Consider the following 17,105-nt stretch of genomic DNA (forward strand, 5'->3'; position numbering starts at 1 on the left):
CTTCCTCCCGTACTATTTATAGCCAAATGGTCGGGGCTTTCTTTGACTTTAAGAGATGCCTATTTCTGAAGACTTTCTTTGTTTTCTGCCAACAGGTTTTGTTCCATGATCTGTAAATCATCGGTGATTCTATTCAGCATTACACCAAAATCATCTTGACTTATGATTCTGCTTTCATGACCTGGAAAAATTTCTTCTACTGGAAACCTATAATTCAGATCAATGGTGAATTGATAAAAACCGGTAAGTAATTCACCCTTCGTATTTAAAATAGGCACATCTAAAATAATTGGGTTACCCCTGTTGCTAGTCTGATTAGGAATTATCCATGGGCGACTTGAATGAAGTACATCGGGATCTCGCTTTAACGTAATATTTTTACGGGGTATTCGTTTCTTATTCGTATACCATTTATTATTCACCGCATTATAGGCATCATACGTTTCTTTTACTGTTTTTACCACATCTAAACTATCTAATGTTGATTCGATAATCTGAGTTGCTGCGACGTTAAATGGCTGCTTTGAACGTAAAGCTTTCATACCTACATGTACCCCAAGTAAATTCGAATATACATCCTCAACAGAAAAACTAGAAAATTTTTCTGACATCAAGGGAATTGTTGAAGCACCAAACCAAGTAGAGATTTCGTGCCATAGTGAAAAATCGTACGCTATTTTTCCCGCTAATAGAATGCAATCATTATTATCAAACTGTGCTGGCACATTCAAATATAAAGTCTTACGACCTGCTTCGTTGCGTAAGGGCAAAATTACTTCACCTTTACCTCTACTATTTAAAATGGTGGTATATAAATAGCGTGTCCAATCAATTTGATCTCGTAAGTGACCCATATCGATAAAGCCACCTTTATTGGTATAGATAGTTCCAGTGCCTTCACTCTTATTACCCATGTAGTGGTGTTCTCCCAAATCGTCAATACTAATCACCTGATCAATATTAACAAATGGCACACCCCATAATTTCAAGTCATATCCGAAAGCACAACAGGCCCTAATAATGCGCGGCGGAATTTTGTCTAGATTAACACCTTCATCGTGTGCACTTTGAGCATGTATAGTTACAGAACTAATAACAAAACTTAAAAGCATGCAGCATTTAATGCTCTTTAAGGTTGTTTTGTAAACGTCAAAATTCATAGGGTCTGGTGCTAAATATTATAGATTGTGACGCTTCAGCATATCAGGGTAGAGTTCATCTTCAACCCACATGAAATTGGGGAATATGCGAATTATTTTTTCATAGCATAACTTGGCTTGCTGTATTTGATCGGTTGCTTCGTATGCTTGCCCTAAAGCAGTCATGGTATTTATGTACATCCAATTATTGACCACCAGTCCTTGTTTTTCAAAGCTTTTAACTGCCCTTACGTAGTATTCAATGGCTTCATTCTTATCACCACCAAAAACTGAGGGACGATAATACATTGAGTTTCCTTTTTCAATATTACCTTGAATATTCTCCGGGTCTAGTTCGATAGATTTATTTATATATTTAACGCTTTTCGGACCCAGGTAAATAGCTTTTAAATTTGAGATACCAATGGTAAACGCAATGTAGGCCCCTTTATATGCCATTAGGGTTGCGTTTTCCGGTGATTCTTCTAATAACTTATCAATAATTTCTTCCGATTTTTCAATGTATTCTTCTGCCGTATCATTTTTTTTAGCCCCAATTAACCAAGCCGTATAGCCGTAGTAATAACTCAGAAGTTCCAATTGTTCCTCTAAATTATTCTGATCTACATTCTCTTCGCAAGTATGCATTAATTCATACCACTTATCCATTTTACCTCGTGAATAGGCTTTGTAAATTGCATCATTGTAGGGACTTTGAGAAAAACCCGATTGCATTGAAAACAACAAAGTGATTACAATTATTAACCTTGTAATATATTGCGGCCTTTCCATAGTAATTTCTTCCGTTGGTTATTAATGAGTCCTTTTATTATTATTCCAAGAAAAACGAGGTGTTGTGGGATTGCTAATAATACGTTTTGAATGACCGATTGTTGGCTAGCCAAACTTACAAAAATTCGAATTGCCACTATGCCAAAAATATAAGCAGTTGCCCACCATACACCCATGTAAAAAAATAAGATGAATGGAGCCACTGTAGTTATAAATCCAAAAAGAATAGTCACTAAAATACTATTCCCAAAGAATTGAAATATATTTTTTGTAAATCCCTCAATGGCTGCATCTAGCCCCACGTACATTCGGCAAGAAATATCGTTATCTCCTAGTCGCGTATCACAGGTAAGGCGCTTCTGTTTAAATAGTCTCATAATTGCAATGTCTTCAACTCTATGTAACTTACATTTTTCATGAGGCCATATTGCCTTATAAGTAACGGCATTAAACATCATGAATTGTCCATTGGCCGCCGAAAAGGCTTCGTTCTTTGACTTTCGAATTAGAGAAAGTGGAAGTAAACCCAGTAAAATCCAGTTCATTAGCGGTACTGAAACTTTTTCTCCTAAAGAGGTAACTATTTGCTTTGGAAATATAGATAACAAGTGAAGTTCGTATTTCTGAAAATGGCTAATGCTGCGTTTGATCAAGTCTTTTTTAACGCTTACATCTGCATCTAAAAAGAGTAATATTTCACCCTTTGCCGCTTGCGAAAGTTGATTACATGCATGATTCTTGCCCAACCAACCCTTCGGAAGCACACCTCCATTTATAAGTTTAATGTTCGGGTTGATGGCTTCCCAATTCTTAACGATACTTTCCGTTTTATCAGTTGAATGGTCATTGTAAACGATGATTTCATGGGTACTATATTCCAATGCCGATAATTGCTCTAACAAGGTTCCTATGTTTTCTTCCTCATTGCGCGCGGGTATTAAAATTGAAACATAAGGCGCTGTAGCTAATGGAGTTACCTTTGGCAAATAAGCGAACGAAAGATAATTTACGAATGCTACAAGCAACCTGATAATTAGAAAGCTTATAAGAAAATAACAGAAATAAATCATTTAGCACCTTGTTTTGTAAAACATGCTTTTGCAAAATGATTAAACGCTCTTTCTATATCCTCGGCATTTGTATCTGCATTTATGTGCTGCGTTTCGTAATACACACATATATCAGGTTTAAGTTTGTTGCCATAATTAATAAGGTTGATATTAAAAACCAATTGAAAATCAGTTTTTAGGTTTTCTAAGATATATGAAAGCAAGCCTTTTTCAAAAGTAAACTCTCGTGTGTAAATACTATTAATTTTTCCTTGCGGAAAAAACAGAAAAAGGTTCTCTTTATCCTGTAACATTTCAACGGCATATTGGAGACTCTCTAAACTAGAACGTTTGCCCTTGCTGATAGAACAGGCACCTATTTTAGTTAATATCATGTTTTTACGTAGCTCTTTCTCAAGCATCATAAAATTAAACCTTCGCTTAAAAACTTTAAGGTTTAATAAGATTTGAATAAAGCCATCATAAAACGAGAAATGATTACTGATCATAAGTATAGGAAGTCCTTTATCTTCATAATGACCCGAGTACTTAACACTTCCGAAAAAAAATCCTATTAATATTCTCGTATAATAATTAGAAAATTTTACGACGAAATTACTATGCTTGGCTCGTATCATTTTTTAAAATATGTTATGAACAACTATAATTATAAAAAAGCCGAATTGGATAAAAAATAACCAGCGAGCAGGTCTATTATTCGTATCTATTTTAAATTGCTGAATAGCCCAATTAAAGATTAAAGCCAATAAAAACCAGACCACATAGTTACTTATAGGCGGCTCGTTTTTTGAAAATTGCCACATGTCCATTGAGGGAGCTACTTTTTCAAGTAATATATCGTAAAGAATCATTAGTGATGCTGCACCTATTATAATCGGAATGTTTTTTGAAGTATATTTAGAGATAATACTATTTGAAGTATAAACTAAGAAAACCCAATTAAGACCAATTACGACCGGTACATCAGCTATTTTGAGACCAAGTCCTTTCCCATAAGCATATTCACCAAATAATTTGCCCGTTGTTACACCAATAATTTCGACTATAATACTCAGTATAAAAATACTTGCTAAAACTACAATCGTTTTTGTATTCCATTCTTTATGATGTGAAAAGATGGCTGCGGTAACCAAAACCAAGGTATACGGAGTAATTAGTTTAAACAGATTGTGAGTGAGAGGCGTGAAATATAAAACCAAACCAACACAGTAAAAAACTATAAAAGTTTTTGGAAGCCCGTCGTTAACTAAGTATTTAATTGTCCGATTCATCTATGATGCAGGTATTTCATTAGCAACAATTTTAGCACTGGCCAAACAGAGTGGTATTCCGCCACCAGGGTGAACGCTTCCGCCAACGAAATACAAGTTTTTTACGCTTTTAAGAAAATTTGGGTGTCTTAAAAATGCAGAAAACATAGAGTTAGATGAATTGCCGTACAGTGCTCCTCCTTTGCTCAGCGTATTCTGCTCGATCGTTATCGGTGAAGCAATCTTCTCATGTTCGATATAGTCTTCAATGTTTGTTTTAAGGCATTTGTTGATTTTGTTAATGATATTCTGTTTGGTAGTACGTATGAGTTCATTCCAATTCTCCTTACTATTAGCGGGTGCGTTAACCATTACAAACCAGTTTTCACAATTTTTTGGGGCATCACTTTTTACCATTTTAGAACTAACAAAAATATAGATGGTAGGATCGGTATCAATGGTTTTTTTTTGAAATAGATTATTAAACTCTTCTTTATAATCACCACTGAAAAGAATGTTATGCAAATCTAACTCAGGAAATTCCTTATTAACGCCCCAATAGAATACCAAGGCCGATGATGAAGGTTCTAAACGCTTGATTTGTTTTTTTCGTGGGTGATCCATCAGATTATTAGCAACATAATTGATATCTGAGTCTGAGACTATTCTATCGAAGGCGAAAGTCTTACCTTCTACGCTTACCCCTACAGCCTTTTTGTTTTTTATATCGATGGACGTAACCAATGAGTTAAAATTAAAACGGACACCCTTTTTTAGGGCAAGTTCATAAATGTGCTGCACAATGGAATACATTCCCTGTTCGGGAAAATAGGCTCCCAAATTATTTTCGAGATGTGCTATTACGTTTAGTGTAGCGGGTGCTTTGTATGGATTAGAGCCATTATAAGTAGCATACCTATCGAACAATTGAATAAGCAATGGGCTTTTGAAACTGCTCTTATTATCACCATGCATGGTTTTGTAAAATCGAATCTTATGCACCTGAAACAGCGACTTCAAAACCGAAAACTTCAATAAATTTTTAACTTTATGCAAGGAGTTAAAAAGGAAGATATCTGCTGTGATTTTATATATTAATGAAGCTTTCTTAAAATATTTGGTGATATTTGAAGGATCTTCCCCTAGTTTTTGAACACATTCATCAGTGAATTTTTGCTGATCTGACCAAGCGATTAGGTTTTCACCACTGTTGTAGAAGTACTTGCACAGCACCTCAAGTTTTTTGTAGGCAAAAGTTGGTGGAACAGGTTCCCCTGCCGCAATGTAAAGTTCATCCACTAATTCTGGTAATGTGAATAAGGATGGTCCGGTATCGAAACGATAACCTCCCATATAGATTTCGTCAATTTTTCCCCCAGGAGACGCGTTTTTTTCAAATACGGTTACTTCATGTCCCTTGGATGCTAACCTGCAGGCAGTAGCCAAACCACCAATTCCGGAACCAATCAACGCAATGTTCATACGTTGTTCGTTTTTTTAAATCGCATTTCAAATATATGAGTCAACGCCAAAGGTGATAAAAGCAACGAAAAATTATAAAACATATCTTCGAGCGGAATTGAAAAAACACGAATTCCCAATATGACGTCAGGGTTGTAATCAAAAACAGCTTGTTCGATTCCTGTACCCGTTAAGACTCCATTTATGATAAAAAATGGGATGAGTAAAATCGGATAAATCGCCAAATAATACTGTACAACTTCTCTGGCAAAATAATAACTTAATAAAAGTATCGTCGGCAGTACAAGAAAAGTAACAAAAGTATAGGTAAGGTCTCGATTGAACAATGAAACTATAAGCGATACTACTACAATTAGAAAAGTTGAAATTTTCGTCCATCGCTCATTAAACTTGAATTTCGGGAAATGAAATTGAACTGCGTAAAACGAGAACGCGCATGCATATGGAATGACAATAAAAAACAAGTATTCTTCTAAAGGCAGCTTATTTATATAAATTCCCGAATTATAGGTTGGGTTGAAAAACCAATATCCCATATGCGTAAAGATGATATCCCAAGAGACAAAAATGAACATCGTTATCAAGATTGCAGGAAGCAGGTATTTCCACCGTTTATAGAGTCTTAGGTTTTTCTCGAAACTCAAAGCTAGAGGCCCAGCAAGTGAAATAATAAGTATTATTAAATAGAGTGACATAGTTCGTGATTATCTTGTGTTCTATGCCAGTACAAGTTTATTGATGGCGTAAATAGAAATCAATGCCCTAAATTTGACCCTATTAGGTATTCGAATTCGCTTATTAAGTTTCTCTACAGGATCGGAATTTATCTTAATTGTAAGTTTACCGTAAGAATTATAGGCTGTATACATTCCGTTTTTTGAATTTTTATGCAGTAGCTCGAATCTCTCTAAAGCAACGCTGAAATCTTCATCAATATCTTTATCGAATTTTTTCTTTGTGTCTTCATTTAGTTCGTTATTTCTTACAATTGGAAATTCGTGGTAATCGAATGTATTTCGATTAAAATGAGCAAAGAAGCGATTGAAGACGTCGGGCAACCAGTAAAACAGTGGCCTTATACCAAAGCTGAATCCATCTTTCTTAAATTTGTCAGCCCTTGCACCAATAGTCTCATTTTTTTCGAACATGGTGATAGCATTACCTGCTTGTGCTAAATAACACGCAGTTGATGAACTCGAAAACCTCGTACCTATAATAGCAATTTTTTTCATGCAATTTCACACTGATGCAATATGCTCACTACTTAAAAGGATTACCTCAGTCCATTTCCTTGTATGAGAGATATATGCTTGAAGAGCTGGTTAAGCATTAAAACTATTTAGAAAGCTATATGATTCTTACTTCTTGTTAGTTTGTTTTTTGACAAGATAATATCTTTAACAAAAGTAATAATCTTTTTCAAACACGCCTATTTTTAAAAAAAGCGCTTACCCTATTCTATAAACCTTTCTGAGTATATCTTAGTCATCTTCAGAGTTTAAGCAATTTTAAAACAGTACCTAAAATAGACGGCTATAAGGACGATTCATCTAAAAGATTTACACCTCATATAAAATAAGGTTCGAATACACAATCTACGGTATTATTATAAAACTTGGAAACTGGAAAACTTACCCTTTTTAAGCAAAACCTAATGAAAGGTATAACGTAGGAATTCAAAAAAATGAAAAATGTGTTTTAAAGTTAGGTATAAGAAAAGGCGTTCCAGCCCCTGACACTATTGACTTTTACCCGTTAGCCAGACGAATAAAGGTTTAATTATAGTGAAATTATTACGGTAATAAACGGCATCTTGAAATCATCAACTTCCATGAAAAAGCATATTTGATGGAATTTCTACCTTCCCAAAATCGTCACTTTGCCAAGACAAGGTCAATTTACTTCCCCCACCCTGCTGAAAATAGTTGAGCGAGATTTTATGCATTCCGGTTTTTAAAGAAATGGAGCCTTTTTTCTCGTAATTGCCATGTGCCCCATCGTTGTCAATGAGCGCGTCATCATTAAGAAATAGTATACTTCCATCATTTGATTCGAGAAAGAAAGTGTATAATCCATCTTTTGGTATATTTATATATCCATCAAAGACGAAACCAAAATTCTCTGCTTGCTGACTGTCTTCAATGGAAAACTGGGGGATTACACCTGATGTTATCTCCTGCTTTTTTTCAAGGCCTTTTGCCTTGCTATATTCTCCATTGTAATATTTATATTGAAGCCCGGGTGTCGGCTTCTCCGTCAGTTGCTGCGCCTCTTCAAAAATGTCAGTGCCAATTTCTACAGCTACGATCTGACTGGGCGTTTTGCCTTGCGAAAATGCCTGCATATGCAACCTGGTTTTCTTAGTAATGTCGATTGGTTCGTTATATAGTAATCCATTTTCTTGCTTTGGCAGAGCGCCATCAAGGGTATAATAAATTTGGGTCGTTTCGTCGTTGGATGCTAATTCGATTTTGCCATTTTGATCTGATGCCACTTTGGGTTCTTCGGTAGCATTCTGATAAATCCAATCTAAGCTAAGGCGCGTGATTTGTGTAGTAGCCAAACCATGCCCACCCTTTCTATCGCCTGCACAGTGCCCCAGAAGCACATGATCATCCATGAATTCTATGGCAGTGTAGCAATACCATCCATCAGGATCACTTTCTATGGCTTTTATTTTCTCCCAGCTTTTTCCTTCATCTTTAGATATGGCAAGGTTGTAGGGAGTTCGATAGCCGCCGTCTCTTGAATTTTCGTAATTGTTGTTCCAGACCAACAATAAGTCTCCTGTTTTTGGAATGCGCTCGATTGAAGCTGGCGATAGCGGAGATTTTATATTTCCCGCTACGATTGGCGACCAGGTTTCTCCCTGATCTTCCGAATAAGAGAAGTATTGCACACCGGCATCTGTTCGACAAAAAAGCATCATTCTCCCATCTTCTAGTTCCACGATTCCTGGCTCTTGCAACACGACGTTGTTTGGATTGGGAACCTCCTTGGATTTTGACCAGTTTTTTCCGAGATCATCGGAAAAATAGCAATATATCTTTCCATTAGCAGTCATTCTAGATTCAACCTCACCGTGTAGTGAAGTGGGATAAATAATCCTGCCATTCGGCAATTGAACCAATCTGTCGTTGTTGACAACATGGTATCCTTCGTCATTCATACACCTAATCGGATCACTCCATGTTTTTGCCTCATCAGTAGAAATACGCATAAACGGTATACAGTCCGTTTCGGAGTTTTTTCTAATGTAAAATAGGGCCAAACTATCATCACTTAGCCGCAATAATGAAACGGACATCACATTCATTCTACCTTCGTTGGATAGAATGGTAACGTTTTCAGGAGTCCAAGATTTACCGCCATCACTGGAATATCTCCCTGCCAGATAAGCCTTGGCGTGATCACCCGCTCCTCCGGTAAAATGCGTATAAACAAACAATATCCGACCATCTTTAAGCCGGATAAAATCACCTTCGCTATTCCTGGGGTTATCGGAAGTTGGGGTTAGGCGTAAAGTTATTTCTTTGCCAGAATCTTCCTGTGGATCGGTTTTGCAACTTGTAAGAAATAAAGTTATTATAAGGAAAAGGAAGTAGTAATTCTTGTTTGTGTAGTTCATATGTTTTTAAACCTGGAATAATTTTATTTTAGCGCCTGAAATTAGCCATTTTAGACCATTTCACCTTGCAAACGAATAATAATTTTACTATTGAAAATATCTGTAAGTAAGTTTCGCCATCAACACAATTTGAATAGTGATAATTATTATACCGTCGAACTAAAATAATTGTAGTTGTCCGTTGTCTTGAACAACTATTTTTTTTGAATTCATTACATCAACTTAAATTTTAATCTCAGTCTAATACAAATAAACTTTACGATTCTTACCTCTAAACCCTTTCATAATTATATAATTGCACCTGCCCTTTTCGTAGTATTCAATTTTGTGCTCTGACAAAAGCTGCGTAATTATCTGCATGGTTTCGTTATCTTCAAATCCAAGAATTTCCCCAAGGTCTAATTCATTTAAACGACCACTATTTTTACTTAACGCTAAGTAATATCTTTTTTTATTTTCCATATAATTATTTTTTAACCGCTATCATCATATGTGGACTAAACATTAAAAGATTAGTATCGTTTTCAGTAAGTCCGACAAGTTCTATCAAGGTTTTCTTCATTTTTTCGTCCGTCTAGCGCTTGGCCCTCCTCGTTTATTTACATGGGGTCCAATTCAATTTCATTGAGCCCATTGGGACCCGCTTGAATGGATTTTAATAAAAGCTTCATTGAATTTGCCCCGGAATATTCAAGGTCATTAATTACCTGAACCTCTATATTCTCTATTTCACTACCTGAGGTGCCGCCAATAATTTTTCGCTTGACGGTTTGATTACAGGCTTCACAGGATTCCTCCACCTCATAGTTCAACTAATGTCAACGACTGGGGATTTCGACAATTTTTCGGCAACCAAAGGGTCGCTTACCTTAAAAATCGCGCCCGGTTCTATTTTGCTCCGTCCAAGATCGATCGTCTCCAAATACAAAGTGGAGCCATTCTTGTTAAGGACGGTCATCTTGTTGGGGTACATTGGGTAGTTCAAATGATTGGTGCAACCTTCCAGCAGTTCGCTTGCTGTATCAAACTTTATTTTTCCAAAGGTGTCACAAGTATTCACCTTTAAAGTAATGCCAACACTCTTTACAGATATTCTATCTCCATACGGTATAAAATGCATCATAGCACCTACGGACCGGTTAAGCACGGCCCCCGACAAGACTAATACCTATCTAACCCTACAAATGTATAATTCGGCCTTCCTCTGCAGATTGGTAGGCCGCATAAATTACATTTACACAATCGACGGCCAAATCGATGCCAGCAAGAGGTTCGCGATCATCTTGAATTGCATGTATAAAATCTTCAATCTCTTGTGCAAACCCACGAAACCAGTCTTCATCACAACTTGGGCGGTTCCACCCGGCTTTGGTTTCTAGTTTTTCTATAAAATTTTCGCTTGCAAATGTATTTGGATCTACTGCATACGTTTCAATAACATCATTTGCCGTCATGTTGGCTTTTATGACCCCATCAGTCATATAAGCGGTAACACGAGTGTTGAGTCCGCCAAGTCCCACATCACTTACAAGTACCGTTGCTCGAGATCCGTCATCAAATCGAATCACGACATTTGCCCAGTCTTCAACATCCACTGGATCAGAGCTAATCCATTGATGGGCATTTTCTTTTCGAGCTCTATCAGAAGCATCGGTATGAATAAGATCGGCAGTATCTGCTATGACAGAAACCGGAAGAATACTTTTTCCTCTGCGCTGTTGTCCTTCCCATTGTTTTAGATATAGACAAGCACCAACAGAATGTGCTCCCATTCTGAGCAAGGCGCCTCCACCCATCGATTTCCATTCTTTTGAAAACACGGAATTCGAACCGGAGTGATTTTCTTCTGCCCTAAATTCTAGTACGGATCCTTTTGACGCTGCAATTAAATTTCGCATTTTCACAATAGGAGGTGCGTAAACCCAGTTCTCAGCATAGCAAAAAAGAACGTTGTTTGCTCGAACTGCATTTCTTACCGCTTCTGCATTTCGCCTGGCCCCTTCTCTCATTTTTGAACGTGCTACGTGTAAACCGATAGGTTCGGGATCTCCTGGTTCCCCAAAGTATCCGGTTAGCGGCTTTTCCATAATAATATGCTTTCCAGCTTTAGCAGCTTTAATAGCAATTTCATGATGTGTTGCAGGAGGAGAACAGATATCAATAACATCGATGTCATCACGCACGAGAAGTTTATCAAGCTCGGTAGTAGCAAAAGGTATTCCCATATCATGTGCAAATGCATCTGCGCTTACTTTCGTCAATGAGCAGACACCTCGTATTTCGACTAAGCCAGGAGTTAAATTCATATAATTCGCATAATGCATTCGAGCACCATACCGGGCACCAACCATTCCGATTCCAAGCGTTTTCTTAGCCATTTGTTACTGTATATAAATTATAATATTGTGTCTTTTTATATTTATTCTAGGACTTCTAAAAAAGCCACGCATTGTCTATTCCCAGGAGTTTCAAGACCAATGATGCCTTGGTATCCCCAATCATGAATGCCCCCTTCCCATTTAACTTCAACAATTTCAGGTTCTGACCACTCTAGATTATTGATATCTAACCATTGAAGTTTAAGTTTATTTACATATTTCCAGGGATCAAGATTTATAGTATAGCGTCCTTGTGGAAAATAGATAGCATACTGATTTCCAATATTTGCAGTAGCATATGCCTCCATTGTAGACGGAACCGGAACACGCGGCGAGAGAAGGTCATTATGGGGCGTGCATGAAGTGATGTCTAACTTTTCAAGTAGCATTTTCATTGCTTTCAAGTTGGTCTGAACACGCTCGTTCAAACCTGACCCCCAAAGCTTATTTGGTACAGACGGACGATGAAATCGGGCTGTGGCACAGCCTCCAATAATATTCCGCCAAAATCGGTCGATTGCTTCAGTTTCTGATCCTGCAGAGTAATTTGTTCCTCCATCAGTTGCTCCGTAAATTTTCACATTATTCATGGGAACAGGACCAGAAGATGCAATTTTTTCCCGTAGATACATCAAATTATCCCAGTGGGCTTTACCTCGCCCTCCCTTAGAATCTTGGTTATTCTGTGAAACATCGACATAATCGAAAATATTAGGATAAGTCATCACATGTCGCACAGCATTTGAAGGTGAAAGTTGCATGGTCGTAACATAAATCTTCTTCCCTGCTTTATCAGATAATCCTTTAATATAATCTGCCCAATAATTTTCCCATTCCCCCGCTTCACTACTTTCATTATTGATATTATATAATACCGTATCGTACTTTAAGGTAATCGAAAGCAATTTATCAATGAACTTTTGTTGGAATGCTATTTCATTTTTGGCTTTTTTATTTACTGTAGCGAAGAAATCATCGCTGTTGTTCCAGGTACCTGGTTCTATATTCTTATTGTTGGCAGGATTCCATGGATGGTTCCCCCAACGACTTGAAGAGCGTATATCAAAGATATCCCAAAGGGTTAACTGAACGATGATGCCTCTTTGAGATGTTTCATCTAGAAAAAAAGTGAGTCTTTTCCAATATTCATTATTCCATTGGTTCAGGTCATATTTATTGGCGCTAGTTTCTTTAAATGCATAAACGTTTCCTTCATCTCTATCAGACATAACGTTTCGAAGGTAATTACCTCCTACAATACGAAGCAAATCAAGGTGGTCTGTCAGTTGTTTTCCCGTCCATTGAAAAGGGTTATCATCGTCACTTCCTCCAATCAGAATGATAGCATCTCCGCGATATTGCCAATACCAAGGGTTTTGAGAATAAGGTTTGATGCCTTGAAAGTCATCCTCCTGAACAGAATTATTTTGTGCTATTAAAACAATAGAATGCAGCATGAGAAGCACAATCAATAAGACCATCGTTTTAGTTTTCATAAGTCCTTAGTTTTCAGTAGTTGTTTCTTTATTTTCAAGTTATAGTAAGTGAATTAAATTTCTTTAGTATACAAAAAATTGAATCTTAGCCAAAATTGAAATCATCTAGACTAAAATAATGGACAACATTTTACGCAATTACAACCTTTTTTAAGGAATACCTGAATTCAATTTTTTCTACAAATTCAAAACAATAAGCTTAAGATATCCAACAACCCAAATACAACAATTTATTCCAATAATTTTGGTATTGCGCAAATATTTGCTCAATAAATTTATAATATTAGATATCATATTTTAATTATAATTTAATTAATTAGCTATATTTATCAATATATATCATTAAAATTCTTGTGATAAAAATCATTTTGCAAATATTTGCACAAAATAATAATCAATAACATTGGATAATTTGATATGAAAAAACATACAAAATTTCAGTAACAAACGGAGATGGAATTAATGTACCGAATTCAGGTTCCCAATCGTGATACCAACACTTGATCAAGAAAAGCATTTATTTTTTATAAACGAAAAATATAATTAATAAAAGAAAATAAACAATATCAAAAATTACTAAAAAAACAAAATAAAACAAAATAAAACAAAACAAAAGAAAACAAAAGAAAATAATCACTATATTTCAATAAATAAAAATCAACCAAACTCTATTTCATGGATAAACAAAGATTTAATTACGCCTCTCGACCTAGAGAAATTTATTGGGGGATGATTTTGATAGTGATGGTATCATTTAATTCATTCGCTCAATCAACTGTGACCGGAACAGTTACGGATGAATACGGTGGACCTCTTATTGGTGCAACAGTACTAGTAGCAGGAACCACGAACGGCACAGTAACAGACTTTGATGGTAGATATTCCATTGCTGTACCTGATGGCGCGACACAACTGGCTTTCAGCTATGTAGGGTATCTAACACAAACCGTTGATATCAATGGTCGAACGGTTGTTGATGCATCAATGCTTGTAGATGCAGAACAACTATCTGAGGTTGTCATTGTAGGTTATGGTACGCAACTTGAATCTCAGATAACAGGAAGTATTGGAAAAGCTGAACCTGACGATATGGCCAGAGTTGCCACCCCAACAGTCGGTCAAGCATTACAAGGTCGAGTTGCCGGGGTTTTTATTAAAAATCAAAATGGCCAGCCTGGTTCAAACAAAACAAACATTAGTATTCGCGGATTCGGCACACCTCTTTATGTTGTTGATGGCTTACCAGTTGATGAAGCTGTTTTTTCAGCATTGAATCCTAATGATATTGAAGAGTTAAACGTTTTAAAAGACGCGGCATCTGCAGCTGTATACGGAGCGCGAGCTGGTAATGGTGTAGTGCTCGTAACAACTAAACGAGGTACGGTCTCTGGCGATATACAATTTTCTTATAAAGGCGATATGGGGTTTCAAGGCCTAACTTTCTTACCAGACGCTATTGAGTCATGGGAATATATGTCTTTGTGGAATATAAGACAGATTGATAGAGGCGAGGACCTTCGCTGGTCACCAGAGACAGTTCAAGATTTCAGAACCAATCAAGGGTTAGATGATGAAAACTATCCAAATGTAGACATGTATGATTTAGTTACTCGCAATAATGCCCCAATGTCTACTCATAATTTATCTGTGCGGGGTGGAGGTGAAAATGTCCGTTATTTTATTTCTGGTAACTTATTCGATCAAGAAGGTCTTGAAAAGAATGTTTTTGGGGGTACAGACACAAATTTTGAGAGGTATACTATCCGTGGAAATATTGACGTGAGTGTTACTGAAAAATTGGACATCAACTTAGATATGAGTTATAATTTTCAAGATTTTTTCGGCCCTCGAAACCAATTTGAAGGAACCAATTGGTCACAAGGACAAGGTATTTTCGCGCGTAGTTTACGTTGGCGTCCATTTCATTCTATTGAAGAGTTACCTGGCGGACATCTAGATTTTCCTAGAGGTGCTCCTGAAGGGCAAACCGTAAACCCACTGAATTTAGCAAGTGCAGATATTGGCGGTTCTCAAGAGTTTAAGAACCAATTTATTGATATTAAAGTGGGGGCTAAATACCAACTTGCTAAAGGACTAAGTACTCGAACCGTTTTGAATTACCAAACTATCAATTTACAAGATAAGTTATTTCAAAAGGAAGGTAATGAGTACAGATATGATGCAGATTCAGGGGAACATATTCGTGTTCGCGCTCTCAATGCCGACACAAGAGTCGAAAAAAGAAGTAGCCAAACACAAAATATAAATTTCCAATACTTTTTAGAAGGGGATCATTCTTTTGGAGCGAAGCACACCTTAAAAAGTATGTATGTATTTGAATTTATACAGTCAGATTTTGAATTGTTCGAAGCGAGTCGTATTCAATATGAGTTTCCTATTTCACAATTAAGCGCGGGACCACCAAGTCAGCAATTTAATAATGATGATATCACCAGAAACAAAAGAATGGGTCACATTGGAAGACTTAGTTACAACTACGACGATAAATATTCATTGGAGGTAAGTGCGAGATATGATGGGTCAATAAAGTTTCCAAAAGATTCCAGATGGGGTCTTTTCCCTTCCGTTTCAGCAGCATGGAATGTTTCAGAAGAATCATTTTTTGAAAACATTGATTGGGTCGAGACCTTAAAACTTAGGGCTTCTTGGGGTCGACTTGGTTTTGATGGCGAAGGCGACTTTCAGTTCTTATCAACCTATTCATTTAATGACTTTGTCATCTTCAATGACAATAATCTTAGAAGAACAATCGTAAGTGACGGATTAATTAATCCACAGATTACATGGGAAAAAATGGATCTTTTGAATTTTGGTCTAGATGTTAATGTCTTTGATGGAAAATTAGAAGGCTCTGTAGACATTTATCAAAGAAAGCGTTTTGATGTATTAGGTCAACGGCTATTAGAGGTTCCGCCTGTAGTAGGTGCAGATTTACCTCTACAGAATTTCCAAGAATATAAAAATAGAGGAATTGATGTAGGTCTTCGTCATAATAACAGAATCAACGATAATTTCAATTATTCTATCGGTGGCAATATTGGGTTGAACGAGGAGATTATTGAATACACCGATGAAGTTGATTTTATCAACAAAGAAGTTGAACGACGTGAAAAACAAATTGGCCGACGCACAGTTACTGGTGGGCGAGATAATGTTAGTACATTTTACTATCAAACTGACGGACTCTTTGAATCTCAAGAAGAAATTGATAATTGGGCAGATATTGACGGTGATGGAAATCGCTCTCTTCAAATAGGAGACGTAAAACCTATTGACCGGAATGGCGATGGACGAATCACTGATGCTGATAAGTATATTGCTACCTCAGGTACTACGCCAAGAATGACATACGGATTTCAAACCCGTGTCGCATGGAAAGGTTTTGAATTTTCTTCCTTCTGGCAAGGAGCTTCTAAATTTGCCTGGAACTTAACTTGGAGTGAGTATGAAAATCCATTCCCATCTAATGGTACAACGCTTCAACATCATAGACAAGATGCTTTCATCCCAGAAAATCAATTTGGTCTTCCTACAGTAAGTGCAGCAGATGCAAGATGGCCGAGAGCATCAGGAATAGTTAACGGTGATTATGACACCTATTTAATCAACGGATCTTATTTGAGACTCAAACAACTGCAAATCGGCTATACGTTCCCTGAAGAATTTATTAGCCTTCTAGGATTAAAAAGGATGAAAGTGTACGCTGGAGGCACCAATTTAATAACGTTCTCTGATTTAGACTTTCTAGACCCTGAGATTGATGAAGATCCCGCTCAATTTTTCGGAAACTATCATCCACAGACACGTGTGTATAATTTTGGAGTTGAAATTGATTTCTAAAATGGAATT

15 protein-coding genes are annotated in these 17,105 nt (G+C 36.7%); 1 reads left to right on the plus strand and 14 read right to left on the minus strand.

From position 1 onward, the window contains the following. Positions 1–59 precede the first annotated feature (59 nt). From BLS33_RS19425 to BLS33_RS19490, 14 genes are all read right to left on the minus strand, one after another. Positions 60–1,160 (minus strand): DUF4056 domain-containing protein, encoded by a 1,101-nt coding sequence (locus tag BLS33_RS19425; protein WP_089893653.1) that lies wholly within the window; start codon positions 1,158–1,160, stop codon positions 60–62. 18 nt (positions 1,161–1,178) lie between these two features. Continuing rightward, positions 1,179–1,808, minus strand: a complete 630-nt coding sequence (locus BLS33_RS19430) for a tetratricopeptide repeat protein (protein ID WP_176801458.1) — start codon at positions 1,806–1,808, stop codon at positions 1,179–1,181. A 92-nt stretch (positions 1,809–1,900) separates the two neighbouring features. Next, entirely contained in the window at positions 1,901–3,001 is a 1,101-nt protein-coding gene (locus BLS33_RS19435) for a glycosyltransferase family 2 protein (protein WP_089893659.1), read from the minus strand. Further along, entirely contained in the window at positions 2,998–3,618 is a 621-nt protein-coding gene (locus tag BLS33_RS19440; RefSeq protein ID WP_089893662.1) for a 1-acyl-sn-glycerol-3-phosphate acyltransferase, read from the minus strand. Before BLS33_RS19440 ends, BLS33_RS19435 begins: the two co-directional genes overlap by 4 nt. Before the next feature lie 3 nt (positions 3,619–3,621). Continuing rightward, on the minus strand, positions 3,622–4,272 hold the full coding sequence (locus tag BLS33_RS19445) for a carotenoid biosynthesis protein (protein WP_089893664.1): 651 nt from the start codon (positions 4,270–4,272) through the stop codon (positions 3,622–3,624). Further along, positions 4,273–5,733 carry a 1-hydroxycarotenoid 3,4-desaturase CrtD gene (gene crtD, locus BLS33_RS19450; protein ID WP_089893667.1) on the minus strand — a complete coding sequence of 487 codons (1,461 nt, stop codon included), beginning with the start codon at positions 5,731–5,733 and terminating at the stop codon, positions 4,273–4,275. Further along, positions 5,730–6,428: a lycopene cyclase domain-containing protein gene (locus BLS33_RS19455; RefSeq protein WP_089893669.1), complete on the minus strand. Its 699-nt coding sequence runs from the start codon at positions 6,426–6,428 to the stop codon at positions 5,730–5,732. The genes crtD and BLS33_RS19455 overlap by 4 nt, the downstream gene beginning before the upstream one ends. A gap of 21 nt (positions 6,429–6,449) precedes the next feature. Next, a complete protein-coding gene (locus tag BLS33_RS19460; protein WP_089893672.1) occupies positions 6,450–6,965 on the minus strand; it encodes an NAD(P)-binding protein in 516 nt (171 codons plus the stop codon). Between the two features lie 590 nt (positions 6,966–7,555). Then, complete coding sequence (locus BLS33_RS19465) at positions 7,556–9,361, minus strand: exo-alpha-sialidase (protein WP_089893675.1); 1,806 nt, start codon at positions 9,359–9,361, stop codon at positions 7,556–7,558. A 240-nt stretch (positions 9,362–9,601) separates the two neighbouring features. Then, positions 9,602–9,823 carry a hypothetical protein gene (locus BLS33_RS19470; RefSeq protein ID WP_089893677.1) on the minus strand — a complete coding sequence of 74 codons (222 nt, stop codon included), beginning with the start codon at positions 9,821–9,823 and terminating at the stop codon, positions 9,602–9,604. A gap of 137 nt (positions 9,824–9,960) precedes the next feature. Continuing rightward, complete coding sequence (locus BLS33_RS19475) at positions 9,961–10,173, minus strand: hypothetical protein (protein ID WP_089893680.1); 213 nt, start codon at positions 10,171–10,173, stop codon at positions 9,961–9,963. Then, positions 10,170–10,484 carry a hypothetical protein gene (locus BLS33_RS19480; protein ID WP_143017654.1) on the minus strand — a complete coding sequence of 105 codons (315 nt, stop codon included), beginning with the start codon at positions 10,482–10,484 and terminating at the stop codon, positions 10,170–10,172. The genes BLS33_RS19475 and BLS33_RS19480 overlap by 4 nt, the downstream gene beginning before the upstream one ends. 55 nt (positions 10,485–10,539) lie before the next feature. Further along, entirely contained in the window at positions 10,540–11,739 is a 1,200-nt protein-coding gene (locus tag BLS33_RS19485) for a Gfo/Idh/MocA family protein (protein ID WP_089893686.1), read from the minus strand. 41 nt (positions 11,740–11,780) lie between these two features. Further along, on the minus strand, positions 11,781–13,235 hold the full coding sequence (locus tag BLS33_RS19490; protein WP_089893689.1) for a DUF6298 domain-containing protein: 1,455 nt from the start codon (positions 13,233–13,235) through the stop codon (positions 11,781–11,783). Between the two features lie 675 nt (positions 13,236–13,910). Between BLS33_RS19490 and BLS33_RS19495 the strand changes: the two genes are divergently transcribed. Then, positions 13,911–17,096 (plus strand): SusC/RagA family TonB-linked outer membrane protein, encoded by a 3,186-nt coding sequence (locus BLS33_RS19495; RefSeq protein ID WP_089893692.1) that lies wholly within the window; start codon positions 13,911–13,913, stop codon positions 17,094–17,096. Positions 17,097–17,105 lie beyond the last annotated feature (9 nt).

Source organism: Kriegella aquimaris (assembly GCF_900103215.1).
GTDB lineage: Bacteria > Bacteroidota > Bacteroidia > Flavobacteriales > Flavobacteriaceae > Kriegella > Kriegella aquimaris.